The organism is Reichenbachiella sp. (assembly GCF_039944555.1).
Taxonomy (GTDB): Bacteria; Bacteroidota; Bacteroidia; order Cytophagales; family Cyclobacteriaceae; genus Reichenbachiella.
In genome coordinates this window covers 469,358-488,524 of the sequence record NZ_JBDUYN010000006.1, presented here as the reverse complement: position 1 = coordinate 488,524, position 19,167 = coordinate 469,358, and the positions used below count along the sequence as shown (strand labels likewise).

Here is a 19,167-nt window from a genome sequence, read left to right as displayed (position 1 = left end):
GCCACCAATTTCTTTACTTGTTTGAGAGAATTAAAGATGAGGAAATGGGCAGCCAAAAAGTTAAAATTGAAACCGATCTTAATCAAAAGCAGGTTTTCATGAAAAGCCTGTTGAGGGATTTGCAGGCGCTAGAAGTGATGATCGATGAAGGAATGATTGAGGCAGATATTCAGCGGATTGGTGCCGAACAGGAACTATGCTTTATCGATAAACATTGGTGTCCGGCGCCCGTTGTCACAAAGGTTCTCAAAGAGGCCAATGATTCTCGATTTACCTACGAACATGCCAGATTCAATGCTGAGATTAATGTAGACCCATTGCTGTTCGAGGGAAAAGCACTTTCGCGGCTTGAGGATCATTTGATGCACCTTTTGGCTAAGCTTGAAAAGGCAGCAGCTACAGCGAATGCCCGCATAATTTTAACCGGGATCCTCCCAACGATTAAAAAATCAGATTTACATATAAGTAACCTTACTCCTCAGCCCAGATACCACGCACTGAGCGCTATAATGAATGAGCGGCGGGGTCGACCCTATGAATTTAGAATTGAAGGAACTGACCTGTTGACCACAAAACATGATTCTACTATGATGGAAGGCTGCAATACGAGTTTTCAGATTCACTTGCAGGTATCATCACAAGATTTTGGCAAGCTTTATAACTGGGCTCAGCTCATATCCGGACCCGTACTTGCCAGTGCCACTAATTCTCCAATACTATTAGGCAAACGATTATGGAGAGAAACACGGATTGCATTATTTCAGCAATCTTTAGATACCAGAAGGCTCTCACATTTGGTTACCGAAAAAATGCCAAGGGTATGGTTTGGCAATGATTGGGTTCAAGATTCCGTACTTGAACTTTTTCACGAGGATGTGGTTAGATACCCGGTTTTGCTACACGCTGAGGGTCAAGAAGATGCTTTTGAAAAACTGGCATCCGGACAGGTTCCAACCTTGCGTGCCTTTCAGGTACATAACGGCACCAACTATCGATGGAACAGGGCTTGCTACGGTATTACTAACGGCATACCGCATCTGAGAATTGAAAACCGCTATCTACCATCAGGCCCTACGGTAAAAGATGAGGTAGCCAATGCCGCGTTCTGGTTGGGACTTATGAAAGGTATACCAGATGACTACCCGAGCGTTCCGATACTTCCATTTCATCAAGTAAAAAATAATTTCATTAAGGCGGCAAGAATGGGACTTGGGGCACAATTCAGCTGGATAAACAAAAAGAGAGTGACAGCCAAGGTACTTATACTTGATGAGCTATTACCTATGGCCAAAGTCGGTTTGATTAAAGCGGGAGTTGATCTTGCTGAGGCAGATGAATACTTGAACATCATAAAAGAAAGGGTGGAAACAGAGCAGACGGGATCTCAATGGACATTAGATTCCTTTAACACACTTAAGACTAAGGGTACAAATTATGAGGCATTGGTGGACACTACCTCTGCGATAGTTGACAATCAAAAGCAAAATATCCCTGTACATAAGTGGAAATCCGCAAAGCTTCATGCTGCAGGGGGCTGGAAAAGCCGCTTTAAAAAAGTGAATCAGCTCATGTCCAGAGATCTTTTTACTGTGAAAGAGGATGATATCCTGGACCTTGCCACGAGAGTTATGGACTGGCAGCACATCAGACATGTACCTGTTGAGAACAAGAAAGGAGAGTTTACCGGACTCATTACATCTCGAACAATTCTTCAAACTTTTGGTCTGGGTGTGACTTCGCAGCCTAAGGTTATCAAGGATGTAATGATTAAGCATCCAGCTACAGTTGAAGCAAATGCGACTACCGAAAAGGCCTTGACCATGATGATAGAAAAGAAAGTAAGCTGTCTTCCAGTTCTGGACAAGGGTATTTTGGTTGGGATTATTACAGAAAGTGATTTTATGAAAATGTTAGATAGAATAATCAAAGAACCTCATGAATGAAGTAGCAAATAGCCAAAATGTACACCTGGAAAGAGTGCTTGGTGAATATGATCAAAATGTTTCAGGTCCTACGGTGGTATTTACTTGTGGGATTCATGGCAATGAGCCGTCAGGAGTTAAAGCTTTCAGCAATGTTTTAGATCGACTCGAAGAAGTGAAACCCGCCATTTCTGGCAGACTAATTGGCCTATCAGGCAATATCACGGCCTTGGTGGAAGGTGAGCGGTTTATTGATGAGGATTTGAATCGCATATGGACTCAGGAACGCATAAATAGGTTAAATGATGATACTCATGTTCACGAATTAAGTGTAGAAGAATTGGAACAAAAATACATGTGGGACAGACTGAGTAAGATCTTCAAAATGACAAATGGACCGATCTATGTCATTGACCTTCATACTACTTCGTCCGAAAGTCAACCATTTCTTTCGATCAATGATACCTTGAGAAACAGGCATTTCGCCATGAAATTCCCACTACCTGCTATTCTGGGCATAGAGGAGCATCTTGAGGGTACGATTCTAAATTATATGAATCAGTTGGGGCATATTGCCGTTGGTGTGGAGGCCGGTAGCCACGAGGACCCAGCCTCCGTAAAGAACCATGAAGCGGCCATTTGGCTTGCGCTATTCTATGCCGGAGCTATATCACCTGCTTCGATCCCTAATAGTCATCTTTTTTACGAACAGTTGGCAAAAGGTACCATGAATGATAAGAAAGTATTTGAGGTACGGCACCGGTTTAAACTGGCAGTTGACACTGCATTCATTATGAACCCAGGCTACACTAATTTTCAAAAGATTCACAAAAATGAGTTTTTAGCGGTGCATAATTATGAAGAAGTCCGTGCGAAAGAATCGGGAAGAATATTTATGCCCCTTTATCAGAAATTGGGCAATGATGGTTTTTTTATCATTCGTGAAATCCGACTTTTTTGGTTGAAGGTTTCCGAATACTTAAGAAGATTGAAACTTGAGAAAGCACTGCCTTATTTGCCCGGTGTATCACGGCATAAAGGATTGGATCATGAGCTAATCATTAATCTTAGAATTGCGAGATGGTATGTCATTGAATTTTTTCATCTACTTGGGTTTCGAAGGAAGGAGAAAAAGGGCAAAAAACTGATTCTGATAAAACGAAAGTATGACGTGCAGGGTCCGGAACTGATGCAGTTGATGATCTGACAATCAGAATATTCTGATGTCTCCTGGCCACCGATGTTTATGGTAAAAACAGAGTTCTTGATAATGATCATTTATTTCTCAAGACGAACATTCGATTCAAAGTAAATAGAAGAATAATACTAATACATAATAACAAAATCATGAGAATTTCGAAATCAATAATCTACCTGGGGCTCATAAGTTTGGCCGGTTGTACTTCGCTGAAAGTGGTTACGGATCAGTTGGAAGGAACTGATTTTAGCAAATTCCGTACCTACCAGATCATGGAACCTGAAACCGTAGGTGGGGAAAAGATCTACTTCAACCAACTGAACAGAAACAGGGTCAAGAATGTGGTCAAAGAACAAATGGAGGTTCGAAATTATGAGTTGGCTGAAGAGGCAGATCTAAATGTTCACATCTATGTCAAAACAGAAACAAAGATGGATGTAGTACCAGTACCTAGTGCTCGGTATGGAGGCTATCGATACTGGGGGTATGAATCAACTGGTGTTAGATCATATAAAGAGGGTACTTTGATCATTGATTTGGTTGATGTAAGTTCAGGTAATTTGGTTTGGCACGGTGTGGCAGTCAAGACGATTGACGGGCCCTATAAGGACATGGAAGAACGAATTAGAAAAGTTGTTGTAGCTATTTTTGATAAGTATCCATACATGGCTGGACCAAATACATCTGAATATCAGTAGTGGCAGAGTCCAGTCCTCATTCTTACACTTTCGATTCTTGCCGGTCTCAGCGTGTGACCAGAATCAACAACCCCTTTGACTGACATCATAGTGATCAACTCGAATAGGGAGTAACTTCAACTTGTATCAAAATTGTATAATTAGACACCAATTAATATGGAAAGGCTAAAAGGAAAAGTAGCTATAGTTACAGGAGGTGCACTTGGGATAGGAGCAGCTACTTGTAGGTTGTTTGCTCAAGAAGGAGCAAAGGTGGCGGTTACCGACTTGGATGATTTGGATGGCCAGGCATTGGTTGAGCAAATCAGTTACAATGGTGAAGCCGCATATTGGCATATGGATGTATCAAACGAGGACGAAGTAGATAGGGTCTTTCAGGAGGTATACAAGAAATGGGGACCCATAGATATACTGGTCAATAACGCAGGAATAGCGGGAGCTAACCTACCAACGGATAGAATCACGACAGAAGAATGGGATCGTGTGATGGCTGTAAATGTAAAGGGCGTCTTTCTTTGTACAAAGTATATCATTCCCTATATGCGTGAAGCTGGAGGGGGAAGTATTATAAATTTATCCTCAATATATGGTATTGTGGGAGCACCGGATGTGCCTCCATATCATGCTTCGAAGGGCGCAGTCAGGGAAATGTCTAAGACCGATGCTTTGATCTATGCAAAGGAAAAAATTAGGGTCAACTCAGTTCATCCGGGATTCATTTGGACACCGATGGTGGAGCAACACCTTAAATCTCAGGGTGGCGATTTGGAGGAAGCTAAACAAGCAGTTGGTAATCTACACCCAGTTGGTCATATGGGCGAACCTGATGATATAGCCTACGGCATACTCTATCTGGCTTCTGATGAATCCAAATTCGTAACGGGTGAAGAGCTGGTTATCGACGGCGGATATGTGGCTCAGTAATGAGAAGGGGAATCTTTAAGCCGTCTATGCCAGATATGCCCTGTCTATGATAGGCTTAAGTTCTTTTGGAAGTACCGCTCTGATATCGTCCAGTTCTCCTGCGGATATGTACTTACCCAAAAGTAAGAGTACGGCCTTAAGTGCCTTGTCCATGTCCTGATCGAGATAAAAATCGTACTTAGCACTTTGTCCGTCAATCCTCCTGACCTCATCAAAGAAGTCTTCTAAATGCCTGACTTTTTTTGGGCCGCTTAGCCTCCAATTTTCGACGAATACGGCTTTCAAAAACATAGGTAACTGTGCCAACATCTGAATTGATTCTTCCGTAGTCAATTGATTGCGCAATGCCTGAAGAACAGACTTCAATACCCTTCCAGCTCTGGCTGAATCGCCGGGATGCCCCAGTTCTTTAGAGAGCTTGTTAATAAATTCGTTTCCCTGAGCAGCAAATTTGTTGAAATCTAGCGCCATGGTTCCAGGCTTTTAGTTGTTGATATCACATCAAAAGGATTAACCTTTGCCTTTATAGAACCTTTAGAAACTGGTCTTTGCGTACTGTAAACCAGCTTTTTATTTGAACGGGCTCGCTTATTTATTTTGAGGTGTACCTTACTTTTATGTTTTTCAATGATGAGCCTGGCAATCAGATAGCATACCGTTGATTCAGCTCCCTGATTAAGGTTGGGGCTGTATTTTTCAAGACCGTCGTAGCAGCCTCCGGTAAGCGGGTTGTAAATAATCTGATGTAAATGATTATTGCCCAGAAACCAACTGAATGCGACCCTCATTTTCCTTAGATATTCACCTTCTTTGAATGCCTGATAGAATAATTCCAATGCCTGAATGGTGTAAGAAATTTCGATTGGCTGTTCTCCATATTCATTCGGAATTCTGTCTTTTTGAAGCCATCCTCTATTCGATATCACCTTAATGGAGTTGGCCTTAAAGAGCTTAGAAAGAAGAAATTCAAATGTGGTGAGTGCGACATGCTTGTAAGATGAATTACCGGTGGCCATGTAGGCATACAGCATGGCTTCGGGTAATACACTGTTGGCATAGGTGAGATACTCTTCAAACCATTCCCAATTTGGAGCAGAAATTAAATTGTATTGGTCCTTTAACTTACCGGCAAGGCCATTGATCAAAAATTGAGTTTGCTCTTTATTACTTTCTTCACAGGCGTGATACAAGCCCTTGATCACAAAGGCAATGGCCCTTGGTGATTCCAGATTCGAGACCTGAACCAACGTTTGATCCAAAATTGCTTTTGCTTTTTGTACCAGCGCATCCGGTAAGATAGACTCATGATCTATGAGTACACCCAGTGCCCATATGGCGCGCCCATTAGAATCTTCGAGATTGGTGTAATGGTTTTGAACGTGAAAATTCCGATCCTTGTCTACATAATTCAGAAAGTCTCCAGTTGGCTGTTGACAATACTCAATAAAATTCAGATAGGTGGTAATGAGGTTCAAGTCCTCTATATCTCTTGTTTGATCATAGTGCATGCAAACGGCAATCAAAGCTCTGGCATTGTCATCAAGGGTATAGCCCGTGTTGATGTCAGGATCACTCATGGTAGAAAACTGGATCATTCCAACCTGATCGGTGAGTGCATATACATGATCCAGATGGATTTCCGGTGGAGTATAGGTGAGGTTCTTATTGCCCAATAGCTTATTGAATATCAGGGCATGAGCAATAGCTGCATTTTCCCATACAGAGGCTCTTGTTTGATGAAAAGCACTGAGTCCCATTTCTTCTCTTATTTTTTTGTTTCCCAGCAGTCGGATACTTGCATGGGCGAGTTGTTCAGGATCTTGAAAATCAACAATTATACCCGCGTTGTTTTGCAGCATCTCCACTGCATGTGGAATGGGTGTAGAAATCACGGGACAAGCACTGCTCATAGCATAGGCAAAAGTGCCGCTTACAGCCTGGTTAGGATCTTTTGAAGTGAACAAGTAAACGTCGGTAAGCCTCAGGTACTCCAATAGCTCCGATAGTCTAAGGTATTTGTTTACAAATTGCACGTTGTCTTTAAGACCGAGCTTCTCGACTTTGGCTTGGAGCGATTCTCTATAGATTTCGCCTTCATGACTGACTACACCCGGGTGCGTTTTGCCAAGTACCAAATAGAGTGCATTGGGAAACTTCTCAACGATCTTTGGTAATGCCTCCAGGGCGGTCTCAATGCTTTTGTTAGGGCTCAATAATCCAAAAGTTGACAGCACGAGTCTGTTCTCCAGATGATTCGCCTTTTTGACTTGCAATTTGTTTTTCCAGGTAACCATATGCGTACCATGGGAAATAATCGAAATCTGATCTTTAGCAACGTGGTATTCTTTTTGCAAAAGCTCCGAAGAATGCTTAGTCATTACAACAGTTTGAGTGCAGGCATCCACAATAGCCCGTACAGTTTTCTTTCTTTTTTTGTCAGGTTTTGGCAGTACAGTATGAAAAGTAACCAGTGCTGGTTTTTCCAGTGCACGTAGCAGGCCAAGGAGATGGTCTCCATACTCACCTCCATACAGACCAAATTCGTGCTGGACAAATACCATTTTAATAGCTTCATCATCATTTATCTTTTCCGCCAGTTGTATATAAGCTTCGGAATCTGATGACCTTAGGGTATACCTTACTTCTTCGGGATATGTTCTTGTAGTTTCCTCTTCTTCTATGGCACATACTTTTAGAGAAAAGGAGGAATCGAATTTGTTGCCAATGGCATCGATTAAGTCCTTGCTATAAGTAGCTATTCCGCAAGCTCTCGGTGGATAGGAAGTGATAAACAGTACTTCATTTCTGTGGTTTGGGTTAGTGTTGGACATGACTTTGATTTTCTGGTTTTTTCAATTCATTTAATAACTCTTCGAGTGACACCGATGCGGTGGCCACTCTGGAATCGGCCGCTCCATAGTAGATATAGAGCACATCGTCGAAAACGACCGCACCGCTTGGGAAAATGATATTTCTCACAACACCCTCTTTTTCCCATTGATAAGTAGGGGAAATGAGCGGTTGAGACAATCTGGCAAGCTCTTTTTTTGGATCATTCAAATCCAAAAGTGCTGCTGAAGCGTGATATACAAGCCCTTCCGGTGTATCCTCAGCCGCATGATAAATCAACAGCCATCCATCCTTGGTTTCAATAGGAGGGCATCCTCCTCCGATGTGGCTGGACTCATGGTGGAGCTTGGGATCCATAATGATGTATTGCTCCAGATTCATCATATAATCCTTCCAGAAATCATAGGTTAACTCGCCAAAATCTTCAAAATAGACGATTTGGATACCCGGATGAATGCGGTGGATCAGGGCCAATTTCCCACCTATTTTCTTTGGGAATAAAAACAGATTTTTGTCCCATACGTACAGTTTCCTAGACAACTCTTCACCTAAACCGTGTTCTTTGAACAACTTGTAATGGAAGAGGTACTTGTCGCTAAGGCCTTGACAGCATTCAATCAAATGTTTGAATTCGCGATAGGTGAATTTTGGAGTAATAATACCCTGCTTTTCAAACGTGACTAAATCTTTTGAAGTAGCATAGGCTCCGAAGACATTGATCTTGTCATAGGCAGAGTAGGTCAGGTAATAAGTGTCTTCAATCTTAGTGATGCGTGAGTCTTCGGTACCTTGAGATTCGTAAGGTTCTTCAGGGAATAGAATAGGCTTCTTTCTTCGCTCGATGATTCTCAGAGGTCCATCCAACTTGCAGTAGCCCACCGAAGAATAGTTGCCGTGTCTCACAGCTCTATAGTATAAATGGACATGATCTCCTTCTCTTACGGCAGCGGGGTTGCATACGGAGTCATTTTCAAATCCGTTGTTTGTTTTTTCAAGTAGAATACCCTCTTTCTTAACATTTAACATTTTGTAGATGCTTTTACAATTTGGCATACAATACTAGGGAGGAACCCATTGAACGGCAATGACTACCGTCAGGCGGAGAGACGAGATGTGTCAGTCGCTTTCAGGGCTCGCGGGTTTTGGAGCACTACTGAATTTAAAGTGTTGAAAATCAGTATAGTAGAGATCATCAAAGAGTTTGACCATAGTCATTTCACCTGACCGATTGCTCATGTAATTTTGATTAGACCAAATGAACTTTAACCATGAAATTCAAATCTGTAAAACAAACCATCAAAGACCTTTTGTCTAGCTCTGATGTGAAAATTGATGGTGAAAGACCCTGGGATATAAAGGTGTATCATCCGGATTTTTATTCCAGGCTGATGGCCGGATCTTCTGTGGCCTTTGGTGAATCTTATATGGATCAGTGGTGGGATTGTGAAGCGCTGGATCAATTAATTGATCGAATTTGGCGTGCCAGATTGGATAAAAAAATAAGAAATTCAACAGACCTGATATGGAACACCATTAAAGCCAAAGTGCTTAATCTACAAAGTCGGAGTAGGGCATTTCAGGTAGGGGAAAAGCATTATGATTTAGGCAATGATTTGTATGAACTGATGCTGGACAAAAGAATGAATTACAGTTGTGGTTATTGGAAAAATGCGAATACCCTCGACGAAGCGCAAGAAGCCAAGTTGGACCTTATATGTCGAAAAACTCAACTTACGCCAGGAATGGAAATTCTGGATATCGGATGTGGTTGGGGAAGTTTTGCGAAATATGCTGCAGAAAATTATGGTGCCAAAGTTACCGGTATCACAATATCCAAAGAGCAACTGAAATTGGCCAAAAGGAACTGCGAAGGACTTGATGTTGATTTAAGGCTGCAAGACTATCGTGATTTGGACAAGAAATTTGAACGCATAGTTTCTATAGGCATGTTCGAGCATGTCGGCTACAAGAATTATAGGGAGTATTTCAAAACGGTAGATCGGTGTCTGGAAGATGATGGCCTCTTTTTACTCCATACGATAGGTAGCAATAAAGCCTCTACGCATATAGACCCATGGATCAACAAATATATATTTCCAAATGCGGTACTTCCATCTGCCAATCAGATTACCAAAGCGGTAGAGGGGATTATGAAGCTTGAGGACTGGCATAACTTTGCTTCCTACTATGAAAAAACGTTGATCGCATGGAATCAAAACTTCAATAGTAACTGGGAAAAGATCAAAGATCGGTATGGTGCCAGTTTCAAAAGAATGTGGAACTTTTATCTACTAAGTAGTGCAGGTACTTTTAGGACGGGCCAAAATCAGCTTTGGCAGATTGTATTCTCAAAAATTGATGCTCGAACCAACTATGAAAGTGTGCGATAGCTGCAAGTGTTTATGCAAGCAAGGGTACCTGTGTATGATATGCCAGCCTCTTGGATACACTTTTGTGAAATAGGCTCTTTATAAAATTGAGTTTGGAGGGCATTACGACCAGCATGTTAATATTTTGATCCTCTACATAGTTAAGCATTCCTTCTTCGACGTCACTATTTTGAATAAAGTGAAAATGATGACGAACACCCTCGAGTGTTTCTGCCCACAGCTTCATTTGTTGTCGGTTAAACGGGTCTCTGCGAGGTTCAGGTCCATCTGCTATGGTAACCACGTGAATTTCGGAATTCAGCGCCTTGGCAATCAGAAACATGATTTCAACTATATCATAATCAGTTTCCATCCTGAAATTGGTGGCGATAGCAATTTGTCTCGCAATGGTGGGTTCAAAATTCTGAGGTACTATGAGTACCGGGCAATGGGCCTGTTTAAGAGTCTCATATGCTGTATTTCCAAATATTTCATCAAGTTTATTACTCACTCCTTTGGTACCCAGGATTATCAAATCGGCATGAATTTCTTCAGCAACTTTTGCAATAGTTTGCACAGGAAAGCCAACTTCAAACCTGAAGTTATATTCCAAACCCTTTAAAACAGGCATTCTGGATTTCAAGCTTTCAAATTCTTTTGTGGCTCTGGCTTTACTGGCTTCAAATATGGGCTCGTCTATAAAGAAGGTGACATCGCCACCCGCCGGAACCGGACTTACATAAATGAAAGTAACCTCCGCGTCTATCAAGTGAGCGATTTGCAGACCAAACTCTACGGCTTTGTCGGAGCAGAGTGAGAAATCAACTGGTAATAATATTTGTCTCATGATTGTGGGATTAGCGATTTTCTAATTTCTTGCTCCATCACGTGTCTGGCGATGATGCCAGATTGTTGCCACAGTATGACTCCTTTGTAGAAGAGGATAAAAGTGGGTATGCTTCTTACTTTGTATTTCATTGCCGTGGTCATGTTTTTGTCCACATCTATTTTGATGACCTTTACCTTACCCTCCATTTCCTGAGCTATTTCTTCGATGACTGGGGTCATATGGTGACATGGCTGGCACCAGTTGGCATAAAAATCTACCAAAACCGGTACTTCTGATTGCGAGATTAAGTGGTTGAAACTGTCCATGATTTTTTCATTAAAATTATGAACTGCAAACTTCCGGCAGTAGGATAACTGTCAAGTGAAGGGATGATTATGATCAGAGCGAATGGGTACATCTGATACATTGGTCTGATTAAAGAGCATTATACCGCACTTCTTGTACTTCAAGTTTGTACCAGGTAAAGTCCCCTGATTTTAGTTTCCAGGTCACCGACGCATTTTTCGGAATTCTTCTGCCCTCAAATTCATCGTAACTGTTTTCATCTATGTTTATATTCCACTTCTCCAGTGAAGATTCATTCTTATGAACATAGTACCTGAGCGTTTCAAAACTTCCCACATCTCCGCTTGGCGTGAAAGTGAAGATTCCAGTACCCGATAGGTGTTGGTATTTAATAGTTGCCTCAACGGTATGCTCGTCAATTTCTTTCCACTCGACGTAGTCGTTTAAGGCGGCAGATGGGTACCAAATCATTTCGGCAAGAAATCGGCAAAGTGAACCTTGGTCAATCGCATAGCCACTCTCATTCGCTATTGTAACCAGAGATTGCAGCTTGATAAGCATATTTCCATGACCAGCCGCATACTTATCTCGAGCTGAAAGATGAAATAATGGCAAGGCCCTAACATGAGCTTGCCAGATAAAGCCAGGTTTAGTGACGTTGATGAACTGTTGGGCAGAAAAAGTCATCCACCTGCCGTCGGGAGTAGTTTTCATTCTTCCCGTTTGTTTTATGTAAGCAAATTGTATGGAAGGGTTTTCAAGTGCTTTCGAACGCTCCATCCATTTTTGTATCATGGGAGGTAGGTGGCTTATGCTTTCTCTTGTAATGACGTTTTGAGTTGGGGAATCAGAAGTCATAAGTGCACTAATTTCACTCTCTACCTTGCGATTAAAACTCCATGTTCCGTAGGCAATTGCACAAATTAAAATGATCATTGTGTTGATCAGGGTTCCATATTTGGCATCCTGCCAGTAGATAAATATTAATATTTGTGATAGCAAGGCAGCAATAGGCAATAACATCCACCATTCCTTTCTCATCAGAAAACCGAATGCGCCTGTAAGAAATAGCAAGCCAATAAGAAGCCAGGTCAAGCCTAATGATTTGGGGGTAGGCTGAGAAAGTTGATCAACATGCAAGAGGCTATTAGCCTTCGCAAAGCCTAGAAAATGGATAAGGCCGTGAATTATAATTACGAAAGCAAATAGTACACGCAGCATGATTTCAATATTTGAGCATCTAGTCAGCTATTGTTTTCTTACAAAGTAGAGTGGGCCACGATTTATGACTCTGGCTGATCTGGCATGATGAGCAACGGAATGTGCGTATGAAATACCAGTTTCTTCAGCACACTTGTTTTAGCTATTTTTTCCATCAAACTGTGTTTCCGTTTCACAATAGCCATCAAGTCAATTTTGTGGTTAGACAAGTAATGGTTGATGCCTTTTTCTACATTTTGCTCTATTTCAAAGTGGTAGGTGTGTTGAATATTCTTGAGATATTGTTCGAATTTTTTGGCCTGCTGCGATTCCTGATCACCTATTTTATTGGATTTGCTTACATTCAAAATATGTATTTGGGAGCCGTAGATTCGGGCAAGGGTTATTAATGGATCAAAGACTTGTTTTTCAGGAACTTCATGATAATCAGCCGCTAACCCTATACTTAAAGGATTGGTGAAATTCGCGCTTTCAGGAATAACAAGAATGGGACAGTCAGTGGACTTAATGGCATTAAAGGCATTGGTACCGAAAAGGAACTCATCCAGGCCAAAAGCACCGGATGTTCCCATGATAACCAAATCTGTTTTTCTCATGAGAGCTGTGTCACTAATCACTTCAGCGGTGGCTGCACTATTTACCAAAAAGCTGTGCGTCACAGTATCTAATTCGGGTAAATTTTCTTTCAATTCATTGAATCTATCGAATGCCTGGGCTTCGGTATAGTCATACGCTTGTGGAACAGTGACTTCACTGTAAGAGATGGTTAAGGATAGTGCGTGAACTACCTGAATCTCAGCCTCAACCTTTTTGGCTAATGCTATAGCAAATTTGAGTGCCCGAATAGAGCAATCAGTAAAATCTGTGGGGACTAGAATATTTTTAATATGCATGACTCAAAAATTTAAGTGAATGATTTGGTTACATGACCTTTTCTATGAAATCGAAAAACTCACGTTTGTACATAATAAACTCAATGCGAAAAGAGCCAACGTGACTAGCAATCCCTGCATGTCTTTTTCTGTATTCTGACTCATCCAGGTGCTCCTTGTTAGTCAATTCTTCGGCCAAATATTTTTCGTGGCGCCTAATCTTTTGCTTAAACTGGTCAAGGACCTCGCCGATGTAGTAGATAATGAGGTTTTGAAAATGACTCATTCTTTTTTTGTCCTCTATAGAATCAAATTTCTGAGAGTTGTTGTCCAGAAGTTTCTGAAAAAATTTTAACTCAATTTTCCATAGCTTCAATTCAGATGTCCAATTTTGACTTTCTCTATGCAACGTTTCCAAACTTTCTTCAAGAAGGAAATCATGACTTGCTTGCTTCAGGTTTTTCATTTTGATAAGGTTTTGCGCATGGTGTCTAACTTGTAGTAAATGTCAATTTGGGTTTGGCCTACTGTAGGATTGGTCGGTCGACCATTGACCATCAGTAAGTAGCGGCTCAATCTGGAAAGTTTCCAATCCTGATAGACTTGGCTATGATTGTCTCTAAAGACTAATTTTATATTTTCTTCAACTGGGATATGTATTGATTCACAGATAGCAATAGCCCGTTCTAATCCCTCATCCAGCTCAGATAGTTCGGAATACCCCAATTCAGGTAGGAGATCAGACGCATAAAAAACGAGATAAGACTCCTTGATAGCATCTAAAAAGCCTTCAATGGCTTTTGGCTTGCTATAAGAATTTGCTACTAGAATAATGGGTATGTCAGTCATAGCTTTGGTCTTTTGCTATATCCAAATGTATCCAACACCTCCTACGATAGGAATGACATTCATCACAGCGCTGGATGAAAGAAATCAGGCAGATATCATTTTTAAAGTAATTCGAAACCGAGAGTGAAACCCCAATCAGGACAATCAAAGTCATTGCCTCAGCTGATGAATGTTCTAATTTTTTGATTGGGTCGAAGGTACATTTGAACCATGGCTAAATACAATATCATGGATAAGCACCTTAAGACAATAAAATGGTTGGTTCTATGTGTGATGATTATGATCACCTCGGGAACCCAAGCTGCCACGTTCAAGGGCGGAGAAGATAAGACCATCGATACACCGCTAGAAGATAATCTTTACATCGCCTCTGGTACACTTACAGTTGATGCCACAATCGACGGTGATCTTATAGCTGCCGCGGGCAAGATCACAGTGAATGATACGATTTTTGAAGACCTCACAGCTGCTGGAGCTGATATATTGATCAATGCTATAATTGGTGAGGATGCTAAAATTGCAGGTGAAAATATCACGATACTAAGAAGCATCAATGGAGACCTTATTGTATTTGGTGCAAATATTGAAGTCGGTCGAGAAGTGATCGTAGCCGGCGACCTCATGGTATGCGGAGGAAGGGTCGTGGTTAAAGGCATCGTCAATGGGGATGTCAAAATCATGGGCGGAACCGTTACGTTCAATGGCGAAGCACAAGGGGAGACCGACATAGAAGCTGATGTACTCAATATTGGTGGAAAGTTTAGGAAGAGTTCTGTGATAGCCGCCAATAAAATAAATTTCGAAGACAAGGCCGAATTCCATGATGGATTGGAGTATTGGCAACAAACCGGTGAAACAGATCTGAGTAATTATATGGTGAATGGCCTTGCCATTTTTAGCCCTGATCTTGAACTTTATCAAGAGGTGACCAATTGGAAGTATTTAGGATTTGGGTTGGCCACTTTCGCGATCATTTACACTTTTTCAATTGTTCTGACGATCTTCCTATTGACGATCTTATTTGGAAAGGTCTTTAGTAAGGCCGGAAAATTGATCAATGAGTCATACATTAAAAATTTCGGCTATGGCCTGCTATATTTTATAAGTCTACCATTGACCGCACTTTTCTTTTTCTTGATTTTAATAGGTATCCCTATAGGTCTTGTGCTCCTTCATGTCTTTTTGTTCAGCCTGCTGTTTGCCTATTCAATAACGTCTATCATCCTGGCCTACGGAATCAATATTCAGTACAAAAAGAACTGGAGCAAATGGAAAATTATGGGAGTTGCACTTTTGATCTTTGCGGTTCTCAAGCTCATCACAGGAATCCCATTCCTTGGTTTACTCATGATCATAATAGTCGTTGGGATGGCCTTTGGTACATTGATATCACAATACCTGCCCTGGGAGAAAACAAGCATTGAATCATAGAAAAACAGTAAGTAAGAATACTTAAGATTTGAAATTAACTATTGTATATAAAACAATTTGTCATGGAAAAGATAACCAACTTGAAGGACCTTTTGATCGAACAGATCAGAGAGCTCTACAATGCTGAAAAACAGCAACAGCACGCTTTGCCCAAATTAAAAGAAAAGGCAGAGGCAAGGGAACTGAAGTTAGCCATTCAGTACCATCTCGCAGAAACAGCCGACCACATTACCCGATTGGAAAAAGTATTTCAGCAATTGGAGGTAGCTTCTTTTGGAGAGGAATCTGAGGCTATGCAGAAACTAATCAAGGAAGGGTATGATTTGATAGAAAGAAGCTCAGATCCCGAAGTATTAGACGCAAGCATCATTGCAGCCATGCAGTACATGGAGCACTTTGAGATGGCCGGATACGGAACAGCATGTACTTATGCCAATGAATTAGGCCTGAGAGAAATTGCAGAACAGTTGCACTTCACCCTTGACGAGGAAAAGAAAATTGACGAAAAATTGACAGAGATGGCAATTGCCAAGATCAATCAAAAAGCTAAATCTCCGGTGATTGTTTGACTGGAGCAATTGCGAAACCAACCGGCCCTCTTGAGAATCCCGGGCCGGTTAATTGAAAGAACTTGTAAGTAATGAATTAACATTTCTACTGTTAAAAACGTTTTAAAGACATGAAACAACTTCGGGAATTAAAACAGGAGATCAACTCACTTACCTTAAAAATGAAACAGGAATACCCTGAACTATATGCGTACCTGGATGAGAACCCTATCACACTCCCAAATAATCAAAATCCTGACCTAGGGGTCAGCACGTATTCAGAATATCTGGATAGCCTGAAGCAACTACTAAAGCGCCATTTTGAAAATCATGACCCACATTCTGAGCGTATGTAAAGCTGCCTGAAGGCAATAACTAACCACTTCCAATTTCCAAAAAAAGTGGTTTTTTTAAACTACTTTTTTCGTGAAATTTCCTCATCGGACCGGTCAAAAAATATCATCCGACCACTTGACTATCGTCATTTTTTAGCAGCCCGTGCCTATCTATATTGGGGGCATGAAAAAGGCCATATTTTATATCGTTATTACCTCAATTATCGGCCTCATATCCGGCTGTGATTTGGTTCCGAATACATTAGTACTCGATAGCCCTGCACTGTTAGTCGAGGATGCAAAAAGGAGGGTGATGGAAGTGGAGGTAACCGATTTCAAAACAATGATCGATCGGGAAGAGTACTTTATCCTGATCGATGTGAGAACGGAAAACGAACACGATGCCGGCTACATTCCGGGTTCGGTGCTTATACCACGGGGACTGGTTGAATTCAGGATTGCCAACGAAAATTTTTGGGAAGACGAAGGGATGTACGTACCGGAAAAAACCGATCTATTGATCATCTACTGCAAAAGCGGGAACAGAAGTGCATTAGCAGCTGATGCCTTAAGATCTATGGGATATAAGAATATTCTATCCTTAATGGGAGGGTGGAAGGCTTGGAAAGCCACATACCCCGAAAACATTGAAAAAAATGCAGCACCTTCATTCATTGCGCCTTCCGATACAGAGGAAGAAAAAGATGATTCAAGTTGCTGATTAACCCTTAAACAACTTTGTCATGAAGACGCTAAGTAAATTTTTAACAGTACTACTAGCGATTTCGGTGCTCTTTGTCAGTTGTAAAGACGACGATGAGATTACGCCGACTTCGAGTTTTGAGACATTGACCACCTATATGGTCAATAATGATCTGGACCTTACCGATGTTTTGGATAGCTGGATAGTAGGGGCACCCGCAGAAGCAGACTTAAGCACATTTCTGAGTAGCTATTACATCCTCGATCTAAGATCTTCGCAAGATTTTGCCGATGGTCACATCGAGGGGGCAGTCAATACCACTCTGACCGGTCTGCTCGAAGTAGCAGCTCAAGAACCTGTAGCGGCAAATCCCATATTAGTTGTTTGTTACACAGGTCAGTCAGCTGGCCATGCCGTGACGGCTTTGCGACTTAGTGGATACGAAGATGCCAAGGTTTTAAAGTGGGGTATGAGCGGATGGAATTCAAATTTTTCATCCCCATGGGCCAATAATTCCGGGCTGAATGGAGATCATGGAAAAGGGCATCAGAATTGGACTAAAACCGCAACGGCCACAAGACAAACCTATCAAAACCCTTCCTGGTCCACAACGACTACCGATCCACCGGCCTTGCTCAGAGAAAGAGTGAATACCATGTTGCAGAATGGCTTCAAAGGAGTTTCTTGCACAGATGTACTGGCTGACCCAGGCCAATATTTTATCAATAATTATTGGGCCGAAGCTGATGTAGCTACCTATGGCCATATTGACGGGTCCCATCGTATCCACCCAATGTCAATTGCAAGCGGTGATTTCACTAATCTGGACCCAGACCAAAAAATGGTGACCTATTGCTGGACAGGCCAGACCTCGTCAATGGTTACAGCATATTTAAACGTGCTGGGATATGATGCACAAAGTCTGAAATTCGGGGTCAATAGTATGATCTATTCCGATTTACAGGGACACAAATTTGTAACGCCGACAGTAGATCTTCCGGTAGTTACAGACTAATCTTTCTGCCGGGGAGACTTTCTTCCTGGCATGTCTATCAAAACAATAAAAGCCATGAAAAATCTAATGATTTTATTAGCGGCTGTTCTAATTGGTGCTTTGCCAAGGCATACCTATGCTCAAGGATGCGCAGAGCCAAGTGCCGATGAAGGAGTGCGTGTATTCGGTTATTTGCAACCTCAGTTCGATTATAATTTCAGTGAGGATGAAATGGGAACTTTCAAATTCAACCGGATGAGAATTGGTGTCATGGGTACCATTCCCTATGATTTCAGTTATTATGCATTGCTGGAAACGAGCTCTTTTGCGACCGGTGATGTATTTCTGATTGATGCTTTTGTTTCATACACCCGATTTGAAAATTTCAAAATCTCCATGGGTTCATTCAAAAAGCCATTCGGCCTTGAGTTGTCTACACCCTGCTCAGGACTTAACACCATTCGTAGGACGAAAGTGGTCAACGAACTGACCGCTCCAAACAGGGATTTGGGTTTGATGATCCTGGGAGGCAATGACCAATCGCTATTCACCTATAGAGTGGCCATTATGAATGGCAACGGAGTAGGTGAATTGGACGATAACAACTTCAAAGACTTATATGGCCGAGTGACCATAAAACCTACTCCTTTTATGAGGATAGGAAGCTCAGGGCAATACGGTAAGCAAACTTCATCAGTAGCCGATGCGCCTGAAGACGAACGATGGAGACTAGGGGCAGATGTTGATCTGAAAATGGGACATTTTTGGATTCAGTCAGAATATGTTTATGGCAAGGATGTCGGTTCCTATACCACCGGTGGAGGATGCGATGGCGACATACAGCTTCAGCAAGGCTCCGTTACCAGGGATGGATTTTATGTGACAGGTATGTACAACGTGACCAACAAAATCCAGCCCGTCATCAAATATGAACAATATGATAACAACCGGGATGAGAGCAACAACCTAAGGCAGGTGACAACATTGGGGGTCAATTATTTTGCCAATGACTGGACACGTCTGCAGCTGAATTACTTGTATGCAACGGAGGATCCGGAAGAGATCAAAAATGATATGCTAATGTTCCAGGTTCAAGTCAAATTTTAAATCAGAAAATC

20 protein-coding genes are annotated in these 19,167 nt (G+C 41.6%); 11 read left to right on the top strand and 9 right to left on the bottom strand.

All coding sequences use genetic code 11. From position 1 onward, the window contains the following. Positions 1 to 98: 98 nt before the first annotated feature. The 4 genes from ABJD64_RS06845 to ABJD64_RS06830 all read left to right on the top strand — a co-directional run bounded on the left by ABJD64_RS06845 (position 99) and on the right by ABJD64_RS06830 (position 4,742). Positions 99 to 1,943 carry a CBS domain-containing protein gene (locus tag ABJD64_RS06845; RefSeq protein WP_348179897.1) on the top strand — a complete coding sequence of 615 codons (1,845 nt, stop codon included), beginning with the start codon at positions 99 to 101 and terminating at the stop codon, positions 1,941 to 1,943. Next, entirely contained in the window at positions 1,936 to 3,129 is a 1,194-nt protein-coding gene (locus ABJD64_RS06840) for a succinylglutamate desuccinylase/aspartoacylase family protein (protein WP_348179896.1), read from the top strand. Before ABJD64_RS06845 ends, ABJD64_RS06840 begins: the two co-directional genes overlap by 8 nt. Positions 3,130 to 3,269: 140 nt before the next feature. Then, positions 3,270 to 3,818, top strand: a complete 549-nt coding sequence (locus ABJD64_RS06835) for a DUF4136 domain-containing protein (RefSeq protein ID WP_348179895.1) — start codon at positions 3,270 to 3,272, stop codon at positions 3,816 to 3,818. A gap of 156 nt (positions 3,819 to 3,974) precedes the next feature. Then, positions 3,975 to 4,742: a glucose 1-dehydrogenase gene (locus ABJD64_RS06830; protein WP_348179894.1), complete on the top strand. Its 768-nt coding sequence runs from the start codon at positions 3,975 to 3,977 to the stop codon at positions 4,740 to 4,742. Positions 4,743 to 4,766: 24 nt separating this feature from the next. On the opposite strand, the gene ABJD64_RS06825 is transcribed toward ABJD64_RS06830, so the two are convergent. From ABJD64_RS06825 to ABJD64_RS06815, 3 genes are read right to left on the bottom strand one after another with little or no spacing between them, the layout of a single operon-like run. Then, positions 4,767 to 5,213: a DUF2267 domain-containing protein gene (locus tag ABJD64_RS06825; protein ID WP_348179892.1), complete on the bottom strand. Its 447-nt coding sequence runs from the start codon at positions 5,211 to 5,213 to the stop codon at positions 4,767 to 4,769. Beyond that, complete coding sequence (locus ABJD64_RS06820) at positions 5,204 to 7,573, bottom strand: glycosyltransferase (RefSeq protein ID WP_348179890.1); 2,370 nt, start codon at positions 7,571 to 7,573, stop codon at positions 5,204 to 5,206. Before ABJD64_RS06820 ends, ABJD64_RS06825 begins: the two co-directional genes overlap by 10 nt. After that, positions 7,560 to 8,618, bottom strand: a complete 1,059-nt coding sequence (locus ABJD64_RS06815; RefSeq protein WP_348179888.1) for a hypothetical protein — start codon at positions 8,616 to 8,618, stop codon at positions 7,560 to 7,562. The genes ABJD64_RS06820 and ABJD64_RS06815 overlap by 14 nt, the downstream gene beginning before the upstream one ends. A gap of 242 nt (positions 8,619 to 8,860) precedes the next feature. Between ABJD64_RS06815 and cfa the strand changes: the two genes are divergently transcribed. Further along, on the top strand, positions 8,861 to 9,982 hold the full coding sequence (gene cfa, locus ABJD64_RS06810; RefSeq protein WP_348179886.1) for a cyclopropane fatty acyl phospholipid synthase: 1,122 nt from the start codon (positions 8,861 to 8,863) through the stop codon (positions 9,980 to 9,982). Between the two features lie 10 nt (positions 9,983 to 9,992). Here the strand turns inward: cfa and ABJD64_RS06805 are convergent, their stop codons facing one another. From ABJD64_RS06805 to ABJD64_RS06780, 6 genes are all read right to left on the bottom strand, one after another. Beyond that, entirely contained in the window at positions 9,993 to 10,808 is an 816-nt protein-coding gene (locus tag ABJD64_RS06805) for a universal stress protein (protein WP_348179884.1), read from the bottom strand. Continuing rightward, positions 10,805 to 11,116: a thioredoxin gene (gene trxA, locus ABJD64_RS06800; protein WP_348179882.1), complete on the bottom strand. Its 312-nt coding sequence runs from the start codon at positions 11,114 to 11,116 to the stop codon at positions 10,805 to 10,807. Before trxA ends, ABJD64_RS06805 begins: the two co-directional genes overlap by 4 nt. A 109-nt stretch (positions 11,117 to 11,225) precedes the next feature. Next, entirely contained in the window at positions 11,226 to 12,317 is a 1,092-nt protein-coding gene (locus ABJD64_RS06795; protein WP_348179880.1) for a DUF6544 family protein, read from the bottom strand. 62 nt (positions 12,318 to 12,379) lie between these two features. Further along, positions 12,380 to 13,210: a universal stress protein gene (locus ABJD64_RS06790; protein ID WP_348179879.1), complete on the bottom strand. Its 831-nt coding sequence runs from the start codon at positions 13,208 to 13,210 to the stop codon at positions 12,380 to 12,382. A gap of 28 nt (positions 13,211 to 13,238) precedes the next feature. Next, a complete protein-coding gene (locus ABJD64_RS06785; protein ID WP_348179877.1) occupies positions 13,239 to 13,655 on the bottom strand; it encodes a hypothetical protein in 417 nt (138 codons plus the stop codon). Beyond that, on the bottom strand, positions 13,652 to 14,038 hold the full coding sequence (locus ABJD64_RS06780) for a hypothetical protein (protein ID WP_348179875.1): 387 nt from the start codon (positions 14,036 to 14,038) through the stop codon (positions 13,652 to 13,654). The genes ABJD64_RS06785 and ABJD64_RS06780 overlap by 4 nt, the downstream gene beginning before the upstream one ends. 228 nt (positions 14,039 to 14,266) lie before the next feature. Between ABJD64_RS06780 and ABJD64_RS06775 the strand changes: the two genes are divergently transcribed. The 6 genes from ABJD64_RS06775 (at position 14,267) to ABJD64_RS06750 (ending at position 19,156) form a co-directional block, all read left to right on the top strand. Continuing rightward, positions 14,267 to 15,469: a hypothetical protein gene (locus tag ABJD64_RS06775; protein WP_348179874.1), complete on the top strand. Its 1,203-nt coding sequence runs from the start codon at positions 14,267 to 14,269 to the stop codon at positions 15,467 to 15,469. A 62-nt stretch (positions 15,470 to 15,531) separates the two neighbouring features. Beyond that, complete coding sequence (locus ABJD64_RS06770) at positions 15,532 to 16,038, top strand: DUF892 family protein (RefSeq protein ID WP_348179872.1); 507 nt, start codon at positions 15,532 to 15,534, stop codon at positions 16,036 to 16,038. Positions 16,039 to 16,148: 110 nt separating this feature from the next. Next, a complete protein-coding gene (locus ABJD64_RS06765) occupies positions 16,149 to 16,373 on the top strand; it encodes a hypothetical protein (RefSeq protein ID WP_348179870.1) in 225 nt (74 codons plus the stop codon). 163 nt (positions 16,374 to 16,536) lie between these two features. Further along, positions 16,537 to 17,073, top strand: coding sequence for a rhodanese-like domain-containing protein (locus tag ABJD64_RS06760; RefSeq protein WP_348179868.1), 537 nt, complete (start codon positions 16,537 to 16,539; stop codon positions 17,071 to 17,073). Positions 17,074 to 17,095: 22 nt separating this feature from the next. Next, positions 17,096 to 18,070, top strand: a complete 975-nt coding sequence (locus ABJD64_RS06755; protein WP_348179866.1) for a rhodanese-like domain-containing protein — start codon at positions 17,096 to 17,098, stop codon at positions 18,068 to 18,070. Between the two features lie 54 nt (positions 18,071 to 18,124). Continuing rightward, positions 18,125 to 19,156, top strand: coding sequence for a porin (locus tag ABJD64_RS06750; RefSeq protein ID WP_348179864.1), 1,032 nt, complete (start codon positions 18,125 to 18,127; stop codon positions 19,154 to 19,156). The last annotated feature ends 11 nt before the right edge of the window (positions 19,157 to 19,167 follow it).

Coding starts and splice junctions, on each gene's coding strand:
- ABJD64_RS06775 (WP_348179874.1), top strand. CDS start 14,267: ATGGATAAGCACCTTAAGACAATAAAATGGTTGGTTCTATGTGTGATG.
- cfa (WP_348179886.1), top strand. CDS start 8,861: ATGAAATTCAAATCTGTAAAACAAACCATCAAAGACCTTTTGTCTAGC.
- ABJD64_RS06770 (WP_348179872.1), top strand. CDS start 15,532: ATGGAAAAGATAACCAACTTGAAGGACCTTTTGATCGAACAGATCAGA.
- ABJD64_RS06825 (WP_348179892.1), bottom strand. CDS start 5,213: ATGGCGCTAGATTTCAACAAATTTGCTGCTCAGGGAAACGAATTTATT.
- ABJD64_RS06780 (WP_348179875.1), bottom strand. CDS start 14,038: ATGACTGACATACCCATTATTCTAGTAGCAAATTCTTATAGCAAGCCA.
- trxA (WP_348179882.1), bottom strand. CDS start 11,116: ATGGACAGTTTCAACCACTTAATCTCGCAATCAGAAGTACCGGTTTTG.
- ABJD64_RS06840 (WP_348179896.1), top strand. CDS start 1,936: ATGAATGAAGTAGCAAATAGCCAAAATGTACACCTGGAAAGAGTGCTT.
- ABJD64_RS06820 (WP_348179890.1), bottom strand. CDS start 7,573: ATGTCCAACACTAACCCAAACCACAGAAATGAAGTACTGTTTATCACT.
- ABJD64_RS06835 (WP_348179895.1), top strand. CDS start 3,270: ATGAGAATTTCGAAATCAATAATCTACCTGGGGCTCATAAGTTTGGCC.
- ABJD64_RS06755 (WP_348179866.1), top strand. CDS start 17,096: ATGAAGACGCTAAGTAAATTTTTAACAGTACTACTAGCGATTTCGGTG.
- ABJD64_RS06805 (WP_348179884.1), bottom strand. CDS start 10,808: ATGAGACAAATATTATTACCAGTTGATTTCTCACTCTGCTCCGACAAA.
- ABJD64_RS06750 (WP_348179864.1), top strand. CDS start 18,125: ATGAAAAATCTAATGATTTTATTAGCGGCTGTTCTAATTGGTGCTTTG.
- ABJD64_RS06795 (WP_348179880.1), bottom strand. CDS start 12,317: ATGCTGCGTGTACTATTTGCTTTCGTAATTATAATTCACGGCCTTATC.
- ABJD64_RS06830 (WP_348179894.1), top strand. CDS start 3,975: ATGGAAAGGCTAAAAGGAAAAGTAGCTATAGTTACAGGAGGTGCACTT.
- ABJD64_RS06765 (WP_348179870.1), top strand. CDS start 16,149: ATGAAACAACTTCGGGAATTAAAACAGGAGATCAACTCACTTACCTTA.
- ABJD64_RS06785 (WP_348179877.1), bottom strand. CDS start 13,655: ATGAAAAACCTGAAGCAAGCAAGTCATGATTTCCTTCTTGAAGAAAGT.
- ABJD64_RS06815 (WP_348179888.1), bottom strand. CDS start 8,618: ATGTTAAATGTTAAGAAAGAGGGTATTCTACTTGAAAAAACAAACAAC.
- ABJD64_RS06845 (WP_348179897.1), top strand. CDS start 99: ATGAAAAGCCTGTTGAGGGATTTGCAGGCGCTAGAAGTGATGATCGAT.
- ABJD64_RS06790 (WP_348179879.1), bottom strand. CDS start 13,210: ATGCATATTAAAAATATTCTAGTCCCCACAGATTTTACTGATTGCTCT.
- ABJD64_RS06760 (WP_348179868.1), top strand. CDS start 16,537: ATGAAAAAGGCCATATTTTATATCGTTATTACCTCAATTATCGGCCTC.